This window comes from Actinorectispora metalli, assembly GCF_056323685.1.
Map to the genome: position 1 here is coordinate 599,183 of NZ_JBREYE010000001.1, position 16,593 is coordinate 615,775.

Genomic DNA, 16,593 nt, shown 5'->3' on the forward strand with positions numbered 1-16,593 from the left:
GCAGGCCGAAGTCCCTATCCGCCTGGGGCGGGCGTTCGTGGTGCCGCGGCCGGGGTGCGGTTCGGCAGCGGCGGGATCTCCACCGGCACCGAGACCTCCCAGCTGGACGGCACGGTCGGCGTCGTGATCGAGGGGATCAACGGCGGCGGCGTGCTGCTGCTGGTCGACGGGGGTGCCGTGGTTGATGTTGGCCCAGACGACGGCGTCGCGCTCGCCGAGGGCTGCTCGGGCTGGTGCGGCGCGGGGCGGACCGCCAGCGGCATGAGCTCGCGCTCGGTCATGCTGAGCTTGCGCTGCGAGATCGGCTTGCCCTCATAGGGGGCCTCCACGATCTGGCCGTCGCCGACGTACATCGCCACGTGGTGGATGGTGCCGGGGTTGGCCCGGTTGTACGCCCAGAACACCAGGTCGCCCGCCTGCAACTGCTCGATCGGGACCTTGGGGAGCTGCGCGTACTGCTCGCGGGAGGTCCGCGGGATGCGCACACCGGCGTTGCGGTAGGCGATCATCAGCAGGCCGGAGCAGTCGAACTCGTGTGGGCCGGTGCCGCCCCACTCGTAGCCCTTGCCCTTCTGGCCGAGCGCGAAGCCCATCGCGGTGTTCACGACCTCGCTGGACGGCTTGGCGTCCTTGCAGCTCAGTGGGTCCACGACCTCCTCGACCACACCGTCGATGAGCAGCGAGGCCATCGCCTCCCAGCGGTGGTAGCGCTCGGGGAACGCCGAGCGCTCCACGGCCTGGGCCGCCTCACCGGGGCGCATGGCCTGCCAGTTGGGGATGCGGTAGAGCCGCTCGTAGAAGGTGGTGATCGCGTAGTCGATGTTGGTGACCTGCGATGGCGAGCCCCAGCCCATGGACGGGCGCATCTGGAAGATGCCGAGGGAGTCCCGGTCGCCGTAGTTGATGTTGCGCAGCCCGGACTCGGTCTTGCCCGCCTGGATCGCGACCTGCCACGCCTTGGGCTCGTGGCCGCGGTCCTTGCCGATCTCGATGATCCGCTGCGCGATCTGCTTGGACTCCTCGCTGAGCTTGGCCGCGTCCTGCGCCGCGGTGTCCTTGCCGCCCGCGATGTTGAACATGACCGAGACGTTGCACTCGCCCAGCGACATCAGCCGGTTGGCGGTCTCGATCTGGAGGAAGGTCATCATGGCCATGCCGATCAGGCCGACGATGCCCGCCAGCGCGATCCCGACGACGATCCAGGCGCGTCTCATTGCTGCTCCGCCTTGGTGTACTTCGCCACCCGCCAGCCCTGCGGGGTGGAGATCACCGACAACACGATGTCACCGCCGTTGGTCGGCAGCAGGATCTCGGCGGCACCGGCCGTCGAGCTCAACGTCTTCGGCTTGCCGGTGACCTGGTCCGGCACGTTCGCCGGATCGACCGAGGCCATCACCGGCAGGTACTCCTCGGTGGTGTAGGGGCGCAGCCGCTCAAGCCACTGCTGGGCGGTGGTGCCCTCCGGGTGGTTGGTCCACGCCTTGCCCCACGCCTCCGCGATGGCGAGCGCGTCCCCGGAGACCGGCGCGGGCGGGGGCGCGGCCTGCGGCACCGACTCCTGTGGCGGCGCGGGTTTGAACCCGGTCAGCGGAGCGCCCGCTCCGGTGCTCGGCGGCGGCTTGTCCACGGTGTAGCTGGTGGCGGTCCTGCCGCCGTTGGCGCCGGGGTCCTTGGCATCGGGCAGCAGGTTGCCGAACACGAAAGCCAGCACCGCCAGCCCGACCAGGGTGGCGGCCAGGTGCTTGGGCGAACGCAGCGGCCAACCCCAGAACCTGCGGTAGACCGCGGCCCTGCCGCGATGCGTGCGAATCGGCACTACTGCCCCCCTCCCGAGTCCCCGACCTCAAGGCCGCGCGACGGCCGGTAGACAACCCATACCGGCTTGCCGGACACCACCTCAAGCTCTGCGCGCCGAGGAGCGCGACGGGTACCGGATCGGCCGATCCGCGAGGGCACCACCACCGCGTCCTCACCCGTCCGGTCCCAGCTGCGGTCCGACACCGGAGCGGTGTCCACCATCCGGCTTGGCGTGTTCGCGGCGGGCAGCGCGGGCAGCGACGCCCGCCCCTCGATCGCGGTGGAGGACGAGCCCGACGGCAGCGCCGCCGCCTGGGTGCCCGAGGGCAGCGCGGCCCGGTTGCGGTCCAACCGCTGGGCCGCCGCCATCACCGGGTTCATCGCCTCGGGGCGGTCGCGGCGCGCGGCGCGGCGGGCGTCCGCCGCGTCGGGGTCCATGCCGCGGACCTGGTCCCAGAACTCGTCCTGCGCGGTCGGCTGACCCTTGCGGCCCAGCCTGCCCAGCAGCCCCGGCGGGCTGGACGGCAGTGCGGAGCTCACGCTGCCCACCGACAGCTCCACCATCTGCCACATGCGCTTGACCGGCTTGCCGATCAGGAAGAACACCAGCGTGATCAGGCCCGCCAGCAGAAGCTGGGTGAGCAGCGAGAAGCCGCGGGTGGGGTTGAAGATCCAGCTCAGCACCAGCGTGTGCAGACCGGCCAGTACGGCGAGGATCACCACGTTGAGCACCGAGGCGCCCGCCATCCGGCCGATGCCGCGCAGCAGGTCGTGGTAGATCATCGCGGCCAGGCCGATCAGCGGCCCGGCCAGGATCAACACCCGCAGCAGCACCTGCGCGAGCAGGATGGACGCCTTGGCCAGCAGCTGGAACGAGGCGTAGGCCACCCCTTGCAGGCCCGCGAGGAAACCCGCGCCGAGTCGGCTGCCCTCCTTGCCCTGGAAGTAGCCATAGGCGCTGCCGGTGCGGCCCGCGATGTCCTTGTACGCCTGCTTCTTGGCCTCCGGGGAGCCGCCGTCCTTACCCTCGGCGACCTCCTGCTTGGACCAGGCCTGCGCCCGCACCAGGTCGCGGCCCAGCTCCTGGGCCTGCGGCGAGTCGGGCGAGCCGAACTCGCCGCGCAGCCAGTTGCGGTACACCACGTTGTCGTGCAGCACGGTCGGCAGCGCGTTGCGCTCGTCGATGCCGACCTCCTTGAGGAAGCCCGCCTGCGCCTGCGAGGTGCCCGCGATCAACACGTCGTCCAGCACATGGGTGTACAGCAGGGGGGTCAGGTAGGTCGCCGAGGCCAGCCACAGGCCCGCCAGCGCCCACATGCCCTTCTTGCTGATCGTGGCCAGGTCGCCGCGCCAGATGTGGCGGAACAGGAACACCGCAAGGATCACCGCGACCACGCCGAACCAGGGCGCGAAGATGCTGTCGTACAACGCGGCGGTGCCGGTGACGATCAGGTCGTCCAGCGGTTTGAGCAGGTCCCCGCCCAGCAGCGCGTAGTGCAGCCCGTTGGTCGCGCCGACCAGGTTCTTGCCCAGGTTGAACAACTGGTTCCCGGCCCAGGTGTCGATGGTGGCGTTGGGGTTGGTGACCCCGCCGGGACCGCAGCCCAGGTCGTAGGTGTGCCACACCAGACCGGCGTAACCGACCTCGTCGTAGACGCTGCCGGGCTGGCCGGTGCCGATGGGCGCCGGGTCGATCGCGCCGACCATGCCCGAACCGGGGCGCTCCGGGTTGGGCGCCTCCTTGCAGTCGAACGGCTGCTGCGCGAACGCGGGCGCGCCGATCACCGTCTGCAGGCCAAGGATGCCGACCACCAGCAGCATCGACACACGGCTGCGCCGACGACCTGGGGCCGCCGGCGCAGAAGTGGTACAGCGAGAGGCATTCCCGGCAATTCGGGCGGCCCTACGTCTGTGGCGCAGCCCCGCCGCGATCACCCCCGCGGCCATGACCAACACCAACGCGAGTGTGATCATGGCACCTCCGCGCGAGAGTACGTCCGTCGGCCGCTCATGCCGCGCTGCCCCGGCCTGATCCCCGCTTGGCGACGCCCGCACCGGGTCCGCCGTCGGGGTGGTGTCCGTTGCCTGAGCCGTTGTTACCGCGGTTGGACCCGTTCGGGCTGACCTCCACGTCGAGGTCGTCGGGGTCCAAACCCACCTCCAGCAGTTCGGCCTGGAGTTCGGCGTCAAGTTCGTGGTCGGAGCCGCCCGACTCCACCGCCCGCCGCGGCGCGCCCTCCAGGCCTTCCGGCGAGGAAACCTCCGCGGGCTCGAGCGCGGCGGGCTCGCCGCGCAGCGCGTCCGGGGTGGTGTCCAGGGCGGCACGCAGGTGCGACAGGTGCGGACCGGAGAAGTCGATGCGGATGCGCTCCACACCGCCGGCGCCGTCACCGAAGACGAACTGGCGCGGCGCGCGGTCCCGCTCGGTTGACCCGCTGTTGGCCACGCTCGGCCTGCGGCCCAAGCTTGCCAGCACCTGCTCGTACCCGGCGCCGGTCGGCACCTTGAGCAGCTTCAACGCGTCCCGCTGCGACTCGTCGTCGTCGAGGCGGCCGACGAAGACGGAGTCCAGCAGGGTGGCGAAGCCCTGGATGCGCAGGAAGTCCGCGGGGATCTGGCTGGACAACAGCACACGCACGTTCCACTTTCGCGAGTCACGCGCGAAGCGGTTCATCAGCACGCGGCCGGTGGGCACCTCGGAGAGGAAGAACGCCTCGTCGATCCAGACGCCCTTGCGCAGGTCCTTGGGCCGCTCGTAAATCGAGCGCTGGGTGAGCCAGGCCGCCAGGTTCAGCATCTCGACGCCCAGCGCCTCGGCGTCGGTCCAGTGCTCGCGGCCGACCCCGTCCTTGGGCAGCGTCAGCCCGGCCATGGTCAGCACCGTCAGCCGGTCGTCCCGCGTCTCGGAGTAGGGGTCGGCGTCGACCTCGGGGATCAGCAGCGACATGCGCTCGCGCATCTCGTCCAGGAAGTCGGCGACCACGACGGCGTGCTCGTGGTGCTCGCTGGCATCGCGGCGCAGCGCCTCGAAGACCAGGCCGGGGTGCGCGTCGGGTCGGCCACCCACGGTGCGTACGGCGCGCAGCAGCACGATCCTGGTCTGCGGCAGCCTCGCCACCTCATACGGCAGCAGCCCGGACAACACGTCCAGCACCAGGCGGCGCCGGGTCGCGGCGGCCAGTGCCCGCTCGCGGCGCCAGGCGCGCTCGGGGTCTTCCTCGTCCAGGAAATGCTCAAGCTGCGGTTCGGCGACCACCCGGTACGGGTTGAGGATGCCCGCCTGCGCGTTGAGCAGGTTGATCGGCCGCGCGTATCTGCGCAGCTCTGGCAGGTCGCAGAGCTTGGCCAGCGGTCCGGAGGGGTCCAGCAGCGTCCAGTAGGCGCCCGCCCGCAGCGTCTTGTAGACCAGGCCGCCGCCGAGGAACGACTTACCGGCGCCCAGTCCGGCGACCATGGCGGTCAGACCGGATGAGTCCCGGATCTCCTGCGCCATCCACGGGTCCCAGGCGACGGGACGCCGGGTCGCGGTGCAGGTCTCGCCGAGCAGCACGCCGCGCCGGTCGCCGACCTCGGCGGTCGCGGTGGGCACGGCGGAGGCCGCCCACACCACCGATCCTCGGCGCAGGTAGGCGCCGGAGGACAGCGGCTCGCCGGGGATGAACTCCCTGGCCAGCGCGTACTGGGCCTCGGGGTGCTCGATGGCGATCTTCGGCTTATACAGCTCAAGAAGCTGCTGGGCCAGCCGCAGCGCCTCGCGTTCGGTGTTGCCCGAGACGGCCAGCCGCCACCACGAGCGCACCCTGGTGGCCAGCGCGGTGAATCCGGTGGTCATCTCGTCGTCGATCTCCAGCACCCGTGCGGCCTGGCGGGCCAGCGACTGGGGCGGTTCGATCTCGTGCTCTTCGGTGTAGTGCCGGACCTGCGAGCGCACCTTGTTCATCTGGCGGCCAAGCTCGTTGGCCACGTCCTCGGGCCTGCGCACATAGATGCGGGCCGACCACTCCACCGAGCCGGGCAGCCGATCCGCGCGCTGCACCCAGGGGTCGTCCACCTCGGGGATCTGGAGCCCGTGCATCACGCCCACGGTGAGCACCGCGACGTGGCGGGTGGCACCCGCGTTGGAGCCGGTGCGGCCGCGCACGGTGACCGTCGGCGCGTAGGGCTCCTGGTAGAGGTCGGCGGCGTCGGTGAAGCTGGCCAGGTCCTCGGGCTCCCAGGTGGCGCCGGGCACCGCGGGCAGGTTGCGCGGCGCGGGCAGGCCGAGCGAGCAGGACCGGTGCATCAGCCAGGACATCTCCTCGGCGGTGACCGGCCGTCCCTCCAGCCCGGAGGCGCCGATGACCTGGTCGAGGTGCTCGACCTCGCTGTCCAGCGCGATCAGCTCGGCGTCCACGGCCTCCGGGAAGACCTTGCGCAGCAGCGGAGCCGCGCGCTCGACGGCGCGGTCCACCACGTTGCGGGTCTGCACCTGGACGCCGAGGTAGACCTCTTTCTCCGCCATCGAGCGGCCCATCAGCTGCTGCTGCTCGCCGATCATGTAGTCGTCGAAGCTCAGCGCGCCGGTGGAGTCGGGCATCCGGCTCACGGCGTTGTGCACATGCGCCTCGGCCCACATCCGGATCGGGTAGGGGCGGGTGGTCACCCGCAGGTGCAGCCAGCGGCCCTGCAACTCGGCGTATTGACCAGCGATGGCGTGCACCAGGTCTTGGCGCTGCGAGTCGGAGCGGAACGACCAGCGCTGCGGGCCGAGCCGGTACCAGGCGTAGACGTCCTGGCCGGTGCGCAGCAGGTGGCCGTCGATGCTGCGGGCGGAGATCGACGGGGTGTAGTTGGGTGCGGCCTGTTCACCGGTGAGCCTGCGGTTGCGGCGCAACGCGCGGTTGTCGATGGTGACCTCGGTCCGCCGGTGCGCGCCCCGTCGAACGGAGCCGCGTGGCTGCGGCTCAGGGTCCTTGCGGCGTCCGAACACCGGCGACCTCCCTCGTGCGCATGTGTTGTGACTGCTTTCGCCTGCTTCTGCGGGACGGGCGGGTGGTGTTGACCCGAATCCGGGCCGCGCTCACCGCTCCGCCTTTGCCCGCGGAAGACTGACGTGGCGCGGTCAGTTCCCGGACCCACATCGCCGCGACCGCGGACAGCGGCCGCTCGTGGCTGATGCGGGCGCAGATGACCCGGGTCAGCACAATCGTGATCACCAATGCCCACGCGGTGGAGAAAAAGCTGAATCCGATTCCGATACGTCGTTCCACGGTCAGCACAAGCAAGAAGATGCTAATGCCGATGCCCCAGGCCACATACCTGGTTCGCCAGGGAAAGGTGGCCTTGGGTGGGCCGAGCCACACGGCGTCGACCCGGTAAACCTCGTCATCGGTGCGAATTCGCACTTGCTATCACCCGCTGAACAGGCCGGCGAGCCATTTGCCGACATCCACTCCTGCGCCGGTAACAGCGAAACCGATCAGTCCGAGTGCGACGAAGACACCGATAATGCGGCGCATCACGCCTGCGTTGTCACCTTTGCTGCCGCCCAGCCAGAGCAGCAGGAGCGCCACCGTGAGCAGCAGAAGCGGAAGGAGGTTGTTCAGGATCCAACCCCGCAGCCCTTCGGTGTTCAGTTCGCCTTCCTGGGCAAGCATGACAAGGTCGGTCGCGGTCATGACGAACTCCTGAGTGCTAGGAGTGCAGTGGAAATAGTGCGAGGGCAGGGTCGTGCCGTCCGCCGGTCCGAACCCGCGCTACGAGTAGACCATGCGCGGCTTGGCGCGTGTAGGGGCGAGAGCGCCGCTTGCGAACCCACTGGCGTTCTCCCTGCGTGAACACAACCTTGAAATACGTCCCACTGACCCACACATGATGGGCGCGAGGGGCAGCACAGTGAACTACCGACGCGGGTTTCTCCCGGTTGCGGCCCTAGTTCACCCGTCTGCCGACCCTCTCATCACAGAACGTATTCCTACCGTGAGCTTAGGCACACCTTGCCTGGTGTCAACACCCACCGTCAGAACCGCCGTGAGCCAGATGTCAGTGAGCGGTCAGACGGCCCTGACACCTTTTTGTGTGCAGTGGGGTTTTGGGTCCCCGCCGCACACGGTGACTGTGCTTCCAGGAGGTGCGCCTATGGCCGCATTGGCCAAGTCCGGGCCCGATATCGACATGAATGGCGGTACCGGATCGGACGATGATCAGCCTAGCGGCTCGGACACGCCGCAACGAGCCAGGGTCCAGCGAACGATCAACTTCGACCGGGACCTGCTGGAGCGGGCCCGAGCAGCAGCGACATACCTGTCGGCGTACGAGCCGCACTCCGGTGTGCGCAGCCTCGCCGACATCGTCAACCCGGCGGTGGCGAAGTGCGTTTCGGAGTTGGAGAACCGCTACAACGGGGGCGAGCCGTTCCGCCCTGTGAGCCGGATGCCCGCGGGAAGGCCGTCCAGCGGCGCCCGCCGTCACCCGCAGCAGGACTGCCCCTGCTGATCCCGATCAGGTGATCCCCCAGTTCACCTGATCGCTGCCAGGCCTCGCGAAGCCGACCCCTCCCCGGCATTCGCGAGGCGCTTCGGCATTCGGCACTCGCAATGTGTGTGAGTGCCTGGGGAGCGGCGCAACTCCCCAGGCAGCGTTGATCAGTCGATCAGGAATCAGCCCGCCCGTCGCCGGACACCGTGACCATGAGAATTCCCCCTTCACCTGGCCGGAACTTGCAGTTCAAGCCTATCCAGGGGGTCTGACATTTTCGGGCTCGCCCACCACGTTCCGAAACAACGTTTCTGCGATTCTGGAACAGCGGAAATGCGTAAGAAAATATCGCCGCGAAGAATCAGGCGGCGACCGGCGTCTTTTCGTAGGAGTCGATGTAGTCCTGCTCCGACAGCTCCAGGATGGAGTACATGATCTCGTCGGTGATCGACCGCAGGATGGGCTGGGAGTGCTCCATGCCCGCATACCGGGAGAAGTCCAGCGGCTTGCCGAAGCTGATGGTGAAGTGACGGACCTTGGGCAGCGTGGCGCCGACGGGAAGCAGCGCGTCGGTTCCGGTCAGCGCGATCGGCACGACGGGTGCGTTGCACTCCAGGGCCAGCCGGGCCACCCCGACCTTGCCGCGGTGCAGCTTTCCGTCACGGGAGCGGGTGCCCTCCGGGTGGATGCCGAAGGCACCGCCGGAGTTGAGTACCTGAGCCGCGGCGTCGAGAGCCTCGCGGGCCGCGCGGCCCCGGCCGCGCTCCACCGGGATCGCGCCAAGCGAGGCGAACCACCACTTGGTGAGCTTGCCCTTGACGCCCTTGCCCTCGAAGTACTCGGCCTTGGCCAGGAACGCCACGTGCCGAGGCACGATCAGCGGCACCAGGAAGCTGTCCACGACGGAGAGGTGATTGGCGGCGAGGATGACGGCGCCGGTGGCGGGCACGTTCTCCGCGCCCTCCACGGTGGGCTTGTACACCACCCGGACGATCAGACCGAGCAGTTGCTTGATCGCCCAGTACAACACCGTTGCCTCCTGTTCACCTGCTGACCATATTCGAACCTACCCCGCTATACCGTTTTCGGAACATCGGTCAGGCCGGTGGACCGTGGTGCGTTCCGTCACCCCTGCCAGGGTGACATGCCGGTATGGCATCCAGGTGACACTCGGATGGCAGAGCCTGAACAACAACGATCCCCCGCGGGATGGCCCGCGGGGGATCGTCTGGTCTCACACCCGGATCAGGGTGAGCACCACGTTCAGCACCGAGGCGGCCTGCGGGTACTGCTTGCCGTCCAGCAGGTGCGCGACCGCGCACAGCAGGTTGCCGAGCAGGTTCCCGCTGCCGGGCACTGCCTTGATGTTCAGGTGCACCTTGTCCAGGTGCACCTTCAGGCCGAGCAGGTCGAGGTCGATGGGCCGGATGACGAGGTCGAGGATCTGGCAGTCCTTGCTCGCGGCCCCACTGGCGAGCGGGAGCGTGACGGGGTTGTCGACCGCGCCGATCTCCTTGCCCGTCGAGTCGGTCAGGGTGCCGGTCAGGACACCGTGGGCCAGCACGCCGTCGGGGGTGGCGCGGAACTCGGTCGGGGCGAACTTCCCGGTGAACTTGCCGGTCCCGCCGGTGGCGTCGGTGAAGGTGCCGCCCACCTCGGAGGTGAGCTCACCGATGGGGTCGGCGGCCGAAGCCGAGACCCCGAACATCGCCATGGCGCCCATCGCCAACAGGGTCGCGGTGAACCAGGCGCCGAAACGGCGGAGGAACGGTCTCGTTCGCATAATTGTCCTTTCCAAATTCGGGGAGCGAACGAGCGGCGGGTTTCCGCCTATTCCGAGACGAAAACGGCCCAATCCACGATTTTTGCCACCCGGCCGGCATTGCCACCATGCGGTCCCGACGGTTGCTGTCACTCAGCGCAGATCAATGCGCCGTGCGGCAGAAATCGGGGAACGTCATAAGGAGAGAAAGCTATTGAGCGCGCGAGCGAATTCGTCCGGCTCGTTGGCGTGGACCTCGTGACCCGCGTCGATCGTCACGAGTGTCGCGTTCGGGATTCGATCCGCCAGTTCCGCGATGCGCTCCTGCGGCAGGTGACTCCGCGCCCCGCCCGCGATGACCAGGGTGGGCGCGGTGATCTCGGTCAGCTTCTCCCACCATTCGGCGGGCGGATTGTTGCGTTGCGGGGTGAGTGCCGAGACGACGTTCCAGTCGAACGTCAACTCCCCCTCGGGTCGAGCGGGCATCGGCCGGGGCGGTTCGGTGGGCAATGGCGGGAGCGGGTCTTCCAGCACCAGCCTCGCGATGGTCTCCGGCCTGGCTTGGGCGACCAGATAGGCCAGCACCGCGCCCATGGAGTGGCCGACCACGGTGACCTCGGTGTCGAGCTTGTCGATCAACGCGAGCACGTCGTCCCGCATCGCCTCGAACCCGTACTCGCCGGGCCGACTGCTGCGCCCGTGGCCTCGCAGATCGAGGGCGTACACCCGGTACCGCCGCGCCAGCGCGGGAATGAACGGCGCCCAGGTCGCACCGGTGTCGCCGAGCGCGTGCAGGAGCAGCAGCGGCGGGGCCTCGGGGGCGCCCGCCAGGTCGCCCACGAGCCCGATGCCATTGAGCGTCAGGTGGAACTCGGGCATGGCACCGACGCTACAAGCCTGCGCGGATGAGTCGGCCTGTAAGCCGGATCCTGTTCCCGGACGAGTGTCCGGGTGGCGGCCATCCATCTCGGCCTGCCGTTGCCGACAGGCTCCAGCGGCCTACCCGCAGGCATCGGACGGGCCGTCCTCAAACGCCTGCGCGAACACCCTGGGGTGTTCTTCTTGGCCTTGCTCCGGGTGGGGTTTACCCAGCCACCCCGGTCACCCGGGGTGCTGGTGGTCTCTTACACCACCGTTTCACCCTTACCTGCGCGAACGCAGGCGGTCTGCTTTCTGTTGCACTTTCCCGCGGGTCGCCCCGGGTTGTCGTTAGCAACCACCCTGCCCTGCGGAGTCCGGACTTTCCTCGGCGGGCTCTCGCCCGACGCGGCCGCCCGGCCGACTCATCCGCTGACCACCATTCTACGAGGTCACCACGGGCCCGTCCGCGCAGGCCCGGAGTGATGATGGTTGCGGTGCGAACGATTTCCGGGCCGGGGTGGTAGACACTGCGTAACATCGACGTCGTCCATCAGGGTGGGCCCAAGATCACTTACGGGTCCGCCGCTCGCTGTTGAGGGGGCAGCCGTGACTCGAACGGTCGTCTGGCTGACCGCGGAGAGCTGGCAGGCTTGCGTGGACGCCGCCGCGGTGGTGGCGGGGCCGGACACGGAGATCGTGCTGCTGCATGTCGCCGAGGAGGCGCTCAGCACCGCCCTGCACAGCGCCGTGGCAGGCCTGGACTGGCCGACGCCCAACGCCCATCTCAACGGGCACCGCCCGCTGTCGACCACCACAGCCGCCGCCAACCTGATCGACCAGGCGGAGGAGCGGCTGGGCCGCACCGCTCAGGCCGACCTGCGCTTCGGCCAGTTCGAGACCGAGGTGCTCGACGCCTGCGTCGGCGCCGACGTCCTGATCTGCGGGCGCGACGGCGACCAGTCCGAACTCGGCCCGGACAGCCTCTCCGGGCGCACCCGCTTCGTCATCGACCACGCCCCCTGCTCGGTCCTGCTGATCTGGCCCAACGGCGTCCCCGCCGACGACGACTGACCCCGCCTCAGGCCAGGTGGGAGGTGTCGTTGAAGAGGCGGACGGAGGCGTTGTCGTCGGGGTAGAACTCGGTGAGGGAGACCGACGCCAGGTCCAGGTGCATGCGGTAGAGCAGCGACGGGCCCGCGGCCAAGGCGTGGCGGAGGATGCTTTTGATCGGCGTCACGTGGCTGACGACGACGATGGTGCCGCCCGCGTACTTGGTGATCAGTTCCTCGCAGGTGGTCACCACCCTGGCGTGCACCGTCTCGAAGCTTTCGCCGCCGGGGGCGGGGAACGCCGAGTCGGACAGCCAGGCGCGGTGTTCCTTCGGGTAGCGCTGGGCGGCTTCGGTGAAGGTCAGGCCCTCCCAGTCGCCGAAGTCGGTTTCGATCAGGCCGTCGTGGGCGACCAGCCGCGCGTCCACCGCGTCGGCGATGGCCTTGGCGGTCTGGCCCGCGCGCATCAGCGGGGAGGTGATGACCGCGGCGATGCCTTCGATAGGCGCGAGCCTGCGGGCCACGGCGGCGGCTTGGCGTTCGCCGACGGGGGTGAGCGGGGGGTTGCCGCGGCCGGAGTAGCGGCGCTGCACCGACAGTTCGGTCTGACCGTGGCGGACCAGGATCAGCTTCGTCGGCTCGCCGCTGACACCCGCCCACGCGGCGGCGCCGCCGGTGTGGGCGGCTTCGGCCGCCTCGACGGGGGCGGTGTGTTCGGCGGTGTCGACGGGCGCCGCGGGCGGCTCGTCGGCTGTTCCGGTTCCCTCCGCGTGGTCGCGGAAGTCGCCCGGGTCCGTGGGTCCGCCTGCCAGGCGGTCGGCGGTTGTTTCCCGCCGCGAGTCGGTTCCCCCTCCCTGCGCGAAGTCGCGGGACACACCCTCGCCCGCGTCCATGGCCTCATTGGCCAGACGGTCGGCGGCGGTGTTGCGGGCGCGGGGAATCCACTCGAAGTGCACCTCGTCGAAACGGGCGATGAGTTCCCGGGCGGCCTGCGCGAGGGGTTGCAAACCAGGGTGTTTGACCTGCCAGCGGCCGCACAGCTGCTCCACCACCAGCTTGGAGTCCAGCCGGGCCTCCGCTTCGGTGGCGCCCAGTTCCAGCGCCGCCCGCAGACCCGCGAGCAGGCCTTCGTATTCGGCGACGTTGTTGGTGGTGCGGCCGAGGAAACCGGAGCGTTCGGCCAACACCTCGCCGGTGACGGGATGGCGGACCACGGCGCCGTACCCGGCGGGACCGGGGTTGCCGCGGGCACCGCCATCGGCCTCGATGATCACCTTCACAGACCGGACTCCGCGGTGCGGACGAGGATCACACCGCATTCGTCGCAGCGCACGACCTCGTCGCCGGGCGCCACCCGGATCTGGTTGACGAAGGTGCGGTCCAGTTCGAGGCGGCAGGCGCCGCAGCGGCGGGCCCGGATCAACGCGGCGCCGACACCGCGCTGCGCCCTGATCCGCTCGTAGCCCGCGGCAAGCTCGGCGGGGACGCTTTCCAGCACCTTCTTGCGGTCCGCGGCGTGCCGAAGCTCGGACTCCTCCAGCTCGGTCAGCGCGCTGTGGTAGCGGGCCTTGGCGTCGGTCAGCTTCTCCTCGGCGGCGGCGAGTTCCTGCCGGGAGTGCGCGAGGTTGGTCTCCTGCGCCTCCCGCTGCTCCATGACCTCCAGCAGTTCGTCCTCCAGCACGCCCTGCCGCCGCTCCAGGGTGGCGAGTTCGTGCTGGAGCTCCGAGAGCTGCTTGGCGTTGACGGTGCCGCCGTCCATCAGCTTGCGGTCGCGGTCCTCCCTGGCCCGGACCTGGTCGATCTCGGTCTCCAGCCGCGCGGCGTCCCGGTTGGTGTCGCCGAGCGTCATCTCGGCGTTGACCACCGCATCCCGCTTGGCCTGCATGCCCCGCTCCGCCTCGGTGATCTCGGCCAGCTCGGGCAGGGTCTTGCGCCGGTGCGTGATGCGGCTCAGGCTGGCGTCGACCTCGGCGAGGTCGAGCAGCCTGCGCTGGTCTGCCGGTGAAGCTTTCACGTAAGACGTGTCCTTCCGGAGTGGGCGTGCACGGTCCAGGAATCGGTGCGGCGCGTGGAGACGAGGACTTCGACCGTACCGCGAACGGCGCCCCGAACGACCTCCGCCGCCTGCTCGCACCAGGGCCACTCACTGGCCCAGTGCGCCACATCCACCAGCGCCGGCCCGCCCGCGGCGAGGTGCTCGCTCACCGGGTGGTGCCGGAGGTCCGCGGTCACGTAGGCGTCCACGCCCGCCGCCACCGCCCGCCCCAGCTTGCCGTCACCCGCGCCGCCGCACACCGCGACTGTCCTGATCGGACGGTCCGGGTCACCCGCGCCGCGCACTCCCCATTCGGTCGCGGGCAGTGCGTCGGCGACCCGCCGCACGAACGCCGAGAACGGCTCGGCGCTCGCCAGCTCACCGATCCGTCCCAGGCCTTTCGCCGACGGCAGCTCGGCCTGTTCGTGCAGGTCGAAAGCGGGTACCTGGTACGGGTGCGCGGCGCGCATCGCGGCGACCACCGCCGCCCGGCACCTGCGGGGGAACACGACCTCGATCCGCTGCTCGGCCACCCGCACCAGCTCACCGACCTCACCGACGGCGGGCTCGGCCTCACCGACGGGCCGGAACTGCCCGGTCTGCGGCGAGATCAACGCGGCGTCCCGATACCCGTCGAACTCCCCCGCCCCGACGGCGTGCATGGCGTCGAGCACCTTGTCCGCGTGCTCGGTGGGCACGCTCACGGCCAGCACGTCCACCGGTTCGGCAGGCGCCGGGTCCAGCGGCCCGGTCACCCGCAGCCCCAGCGCGCGGGCCAGGGCATCGGACACCCCGGGGTCGGCGGAGTCGGCGTTGGTGTGCGCGCAGAACAAGGCAACGCCGCCGCGGATCAGCCGGTGCACCGATCGGCCCTTGGGCGTCGTGGCGGGCACGCCGTGCACCCCGCGCAGCAACAGCGGGTGGTGCGCGACAAGCAGCTGGACATCGCGCTCCAGCGCCTCGTCGACCACCTCGGGCAGCGGGTCGACGCAGACCAGGACGCGGCGCAGCGGCTCGTCGGGGTCGCCGCAGACCAGGCCGACCGCGTCCCACGACTCGGCCAGCGCGGGCGGGTAGGCGGCTTCGAGGGCGCGGATGGCATCGCCGACGGTGTTCACCGCAGCACCTCCCGCAGCGCGGTCACCAGTTCGATCGCCTCCTCGGGTGCGCGGACAGCCACCCGCACATGATCTCGCGTCAGCCCGGGAAAGGTGTCGGCGCGTCGCACCGCGATCTTGCGCTGCCGCAGCCCCGCCAACGCGGCAGGCCCGTCCGGCAGTCGCAGCAGCAGGAACGGCGCCTCGGCGGGCAGGCTGACCGCAACACCGTCGACCGCGGTCAGGGCGTCGATCATCGCTCGGCGGTGCTCGTCGAGTTCGGCAGCGGCCCGTTCCGCCTCGGCCAGGGCGGCGGGCTCGCAGCAGGCGGCGACCGCCTCCAGCACCAGCGTGCCGACCGGCCACTGTGGACGCCCGTGCTGAAGCCGCCGAAGCAGTTCCGGCTCGGCCAGCGCATAGCCCGCCCGCAGCCCGGCCAGTGCCCAGGTCTTGGTGAGGCTGCGCAGCACCAGCAGCCCGGGAACCGACCGCGACGCGACGGATTCCCGCTCGGCGCGGGTGGCGTCCATGAACGCCTCGTCCACCACCAGCACCCGCCCCTGCCCGCCCAGCGCCAGCACCCGCTCGGCTGCGTGCAGCACCGAGGTCGGGTTGGTGGGATTGCCCACCACGACGAGGTCGGCGTCCGAGGGCACCAGTTCGGGGCGCAGCACGAAGTCGTCCAGGATCACCCGGCTGACCCGCACCCCCGCGTCCCGCAACGCCACCTCGGGCTCGGTGAACGAGGGGTGGATCACCACGGCATGCCGCGGTCGCAGGTTGGGCAGCAGCGCGAAACCCTCGGCCGCCCCGTTCAGGATCAACACCTCGGCGGGATCGCGGCCATGCCGCACCGCGACCTGCGCCCGCGCCGCGGCGTCATCGGCGACCGAGGGGTAGCTCCCGACCCGCAGCAGCGCCTCGGCCAACCGCAGCCGCAGCCACTCCGGCGGGCGCCGCAGCCGCACGTTCACCGCGAAGTCCGCCAGCCCCGGCTCGGCGTCGACATCCCCGTGGTGCCGCAACCGCTCCCGGTCGTTCCGCCAGTCGTCCACCGGGACGACACTATCCTGCCTGACGTGCATGTCTGCTTCGTCTGTACCGGCAACATCTGCCGCTCCCCGATGGCCGCGATCGTGTTCACCGAGCGCCTGCGGGACGCGGGTCTCGCCGACGAGGTCACGGTGTCCAGCGCGGGCACCGGCTCCTGGCACGTCGGCGACCCCGCGGACTCCCGCGTGGTCCGGCTGCTGACCGAACACGGCTACGACGCCGAGCACACCGCCGCGCAGGTCGGCGAGCAGCACTTGGACGCCGACCTCCTGATCGCGCTGGACGCCGGGCACCTGCGGGCTCTCACGCGGCTGGCGGGTCCAAACCGCGTGCGGCTGCTGCGTTCCTTCGACCCCGACGCGTCGGGCGATCTGGACGTGCCGGACCCCTACTACGGCGGACCGGAGGGTTTCCGGGAGGTGCTGAACATGGTGGAGGCGGCCATGCCAGGCCTGCTCGCCTGGGTAAAGGAGCGGCTGTAGA

Annotated in this window: 16 protein-coding genes and 1 other RNA gene; 3 read left to right on the plus strand and 14 right to left on the minus strand. The window is 70.1% G+C overall.

Going from position 1 to position 16,593, the window contains the following annotated elements:
* Nucleotides 1-14 precede the first annotated feature (14 nt).
* The 6 genes from ACU6XJ_RS02730 to ACU6XJ_RS02755 all read right to left on the minus strand — a co-directional run bounded on the left by ACU6XJ_RS02730 (nucleotide 15) and on the right by ACU6XJ_RS02755 (nucleotide 7,454).
* On the minus strand, nucleotides 15-1,214 hold the full coding sequence (locus ACU6XJ_RS02730; RefSeq protein WP_476306532.1) for a C40 family peptidase: 1,200 nt from the start codon (nucleotides 1,212-1,214) through the stop codon (nucleotides 15-17).
* A complete protein-coding gene (locus ACU6XJ_RS02735; protein ID WP_476306534.1) occupies nucleotides 1,211-1,816 on the minus strand; it encodes a hypothetical protein in 606 nt (201 codons plus the stop codon). Before ACU6XJ_RS02735 ends, ACU6XJ_RS02730 begins: the two co-directional genes overlap by 4 nt.
* Nucleotides 1,816-3,618, minus strand: a complete 1,803-nt coding sequence (locus ACU6XJ_RS02740) for a hypothetical protein (protein WP_476306536.1) — start codon at nucleotides 3,616-3,618, stop codon at nucleotides 1,816-1,818. The genes ACU6XJ_RS02735 and ACU6XJ_RS02740 overlap by 1 nt, the downstream gene beginning before the upstream one ends.
* A 187-nt stretch (nucleotides 3,619-3,805) precedes the next feature.
* Nucleotides 3,806-6,685 carry an ATP-binding protein gene (locus ACU6XJ_RS02745; RefSeq protein ID WP_476313776.1) on the minus strand — a complete coding sequence of 960 codons (2,880 nt, stop codon included), beginning with the start codon at nucleotides 6,683-6,685 and terminating at the stop codon, nucleotides 3,806-3,808.
* Nucleotides 6,686-6,740: 55 nt separating this feature from the next.
* Nucleotides 6,741-7,181, minus strand: coding sequence for a hypothetical protein (locus ACU6XJ_RS02750; RefSeq protein ID WP_476306538.1), 441 nt, complete (start codon nucleotides 7,179-7,181; stop codon nucleotides 6,741-6,743).
* Nucleotides 7,182-7,187: 6 nt separating this feature from the next.
* Complete coding sequence (locus ACU6XJ_RS02755; protein WP_476306540.1) at nucleotides 7,188-7,454, minus strand: hypothetical protein; 267 nt, start codon at nucleotides 7,452-7,454, stop codon at nucleotides 7,188-7,190.
* Between the two features lie 460 nt (nucleotides 7,455-7,914).
* Between ACU6XJ_RS02755 and ACU6XJ_RS02760 the strand changes: the two genes are divergently transcribed.
* Complete coding sequence (locus ACU6XJ_RS02760; protein ID WP_476306542.1) at nucleotides 7,915-8,271, plus strand: hypothetical protein; 357 nt, start codon at nucleotides 7,915-7,917, stop codon at nucleotides 8,269-8,271.
* A gap of 343 nt (nucleotides 8,272-8,614) precedes the next feature.
* On the opposite strand, the gene ACU6XJ_RS02765 is transcribed toward ACU6XJ_RS02760, so the two are convergent.
* The 4 genes from ACU6XJ_RS02765 to rnpB all read right to left on the minus strand — a co-directional run bounded on the left by ACU6XJ_RS02765 (nucleotide 8,615) and on the right by rnpB (nucleotide 11,301).
* Nucleotides 8,615-9,283 (minus strand): lysophospholipid acyltransferase family protein, encoded by a 669-nt coding sequence (locus tag ACU6XJ_RS02765; protein WP_476306545.1) that lies wholly within the window; start codon nucleotides 9,281-9,283, stop codon nucleotides 8,615-8,617.
* A gap of 204 nt (nucleotides 9,284-9,487) precedes the next feature.
* The gene (locus ACU6XJ_RS02770) at nucleotides 9,488-10,036 is read right to left on the minus strand and encodes a hypothetical protein (protein ID WP_476306547.1); all 549 of its coding nucleotides are present in this window, start codon (nucleotides 10,034-10,036) and stop codon (nucleotides 9,488-9,490) included.
* 174 nt (nucleotides 10,037-10,210) lie between these two features.
* Nucleotides 10,211-10,894, minus strand: a complete 684-nt coding sequence (locus ACU6XJ_RS02775; RefSeq protein ID WP_476306550.1) for an alpha/beta fold hydrolase — start codon at nucleotides 10,892-10,894, stop codon at nucleotides 10,211-10,213.
* Nucleotides 10,895-10,917: 23 nt separating this feature from the next.
* Nucleotides 10,918-11,301: RNase P RNA component class A (gene rnpB / locus ACU6XJ_RS02780), an RNA gene on the minus strand.
* Nucleotides 11,302-11,482: 181 nt separating this feature from the next.
* Here rnpB and ACU6XJ_RS02785 point away from each other — a divergent pair.
* Nucleotides 11,483-11,947 carry an adenine nucleotide alpha hydrolase family protein gene (locus ACU6XJ_RS02785; RefSeq protein WP_476306552.1) on the plus strand — a complete coding sequence of 155 codons (465 nt, stop codon included), beginning with the start codon at nucleotides 11,483-11,485 and terminating at the stop codon, nucleotides 11,945-11,947.
* Nucleotides 11,948-11,954: 7 nt separating this feature from the next.
* Here the strand turns inward: ACU6XJ_RS02785 and ACU6XJ_RS02790 are convergent, their stop codons facing one another.
* Genes ACU6XJ_RS02790 through cobC form a run of 4 tightly spaced genes read right to left on the minus strand, consistent with a single transcriptional unit; the run spans nucleotide 11,955 to nucleotide 16,112 of the window.
* Complete coding sequence (locus ACU6XJ_RS02790; RefSeq protein ID WP_476313777.1) at nucleotides 11,955-13,199, minus strand: bifunctional RNase H/acid phosphatase; 1,245 nt, start codon at nucleotides 13,197-13,199, stop codon at nucleotides 11,955-11,957.
* 2 nt (nucleotides 13,200-13,201) lie between these two features.
* Nucleotides 13,202-13,939, minus strand: coding sequence for a zinc ribbon domain-containing protein (locus tag ACU6XJ_RS02795; RefSeq protein ID WP_476306555.1), 738 nt, complete (start codon nucleotides 13,937-13,939; stop codon nucleotides 13,202-13,204).
* Nucleotides 13,936-15,078 (minus strand): Nif3-like dinuclear metal center hexameric protein, encoded by a 1,143-nt coding sequence (locus ACU6XJ_RS02800; RefSeq protein ID WP_476306557.1) that lies wholly within the window; start codon nucleotides 15,076-15,078, stop codon nucleotides 13,936-13,938. The genes ACU6XJ_RS02795 and ACU6XJ_RS02800 overlap by 4 nt, the downstream gene beginning before the upstream one ends.
* A complete protein-coding gene (cobC, locus tag ACU6XJ_RS02805) occupies nucleotides 15,075-16,112 on the minus strand; it encodes an Rv2231c family pyridoxal phosphate-dependent protein CobC (RefSeq protein ID WP_476306559.1) in 1,038 nt (345 codons plus the stop codon). The genes ACU6XJ_RS02800 and cobC overlap by 4 nt, the downstream gene beginning before the upstream one ends.
* Nucleotides 16,113-16,136: 24 nt before the next feature.
* On the opposite strand from cobC, the gene ACU6XJ_RS02810 reads away from it, so the two are divergent.
* Complete coding sequence (locus ACU6XJ_RS02810; protein ID WP_476306561.1) at nucleotides 16,137-16,592, plus strand: low molecular weight protein-tyrosine-phosphatase; 456 nt, start codon at nucleotides 16,137-16,139, stop codon at nucleotides 16,590-16,592.
* Nucleotide 16,593: the final 1 nt, after the last annotated feature.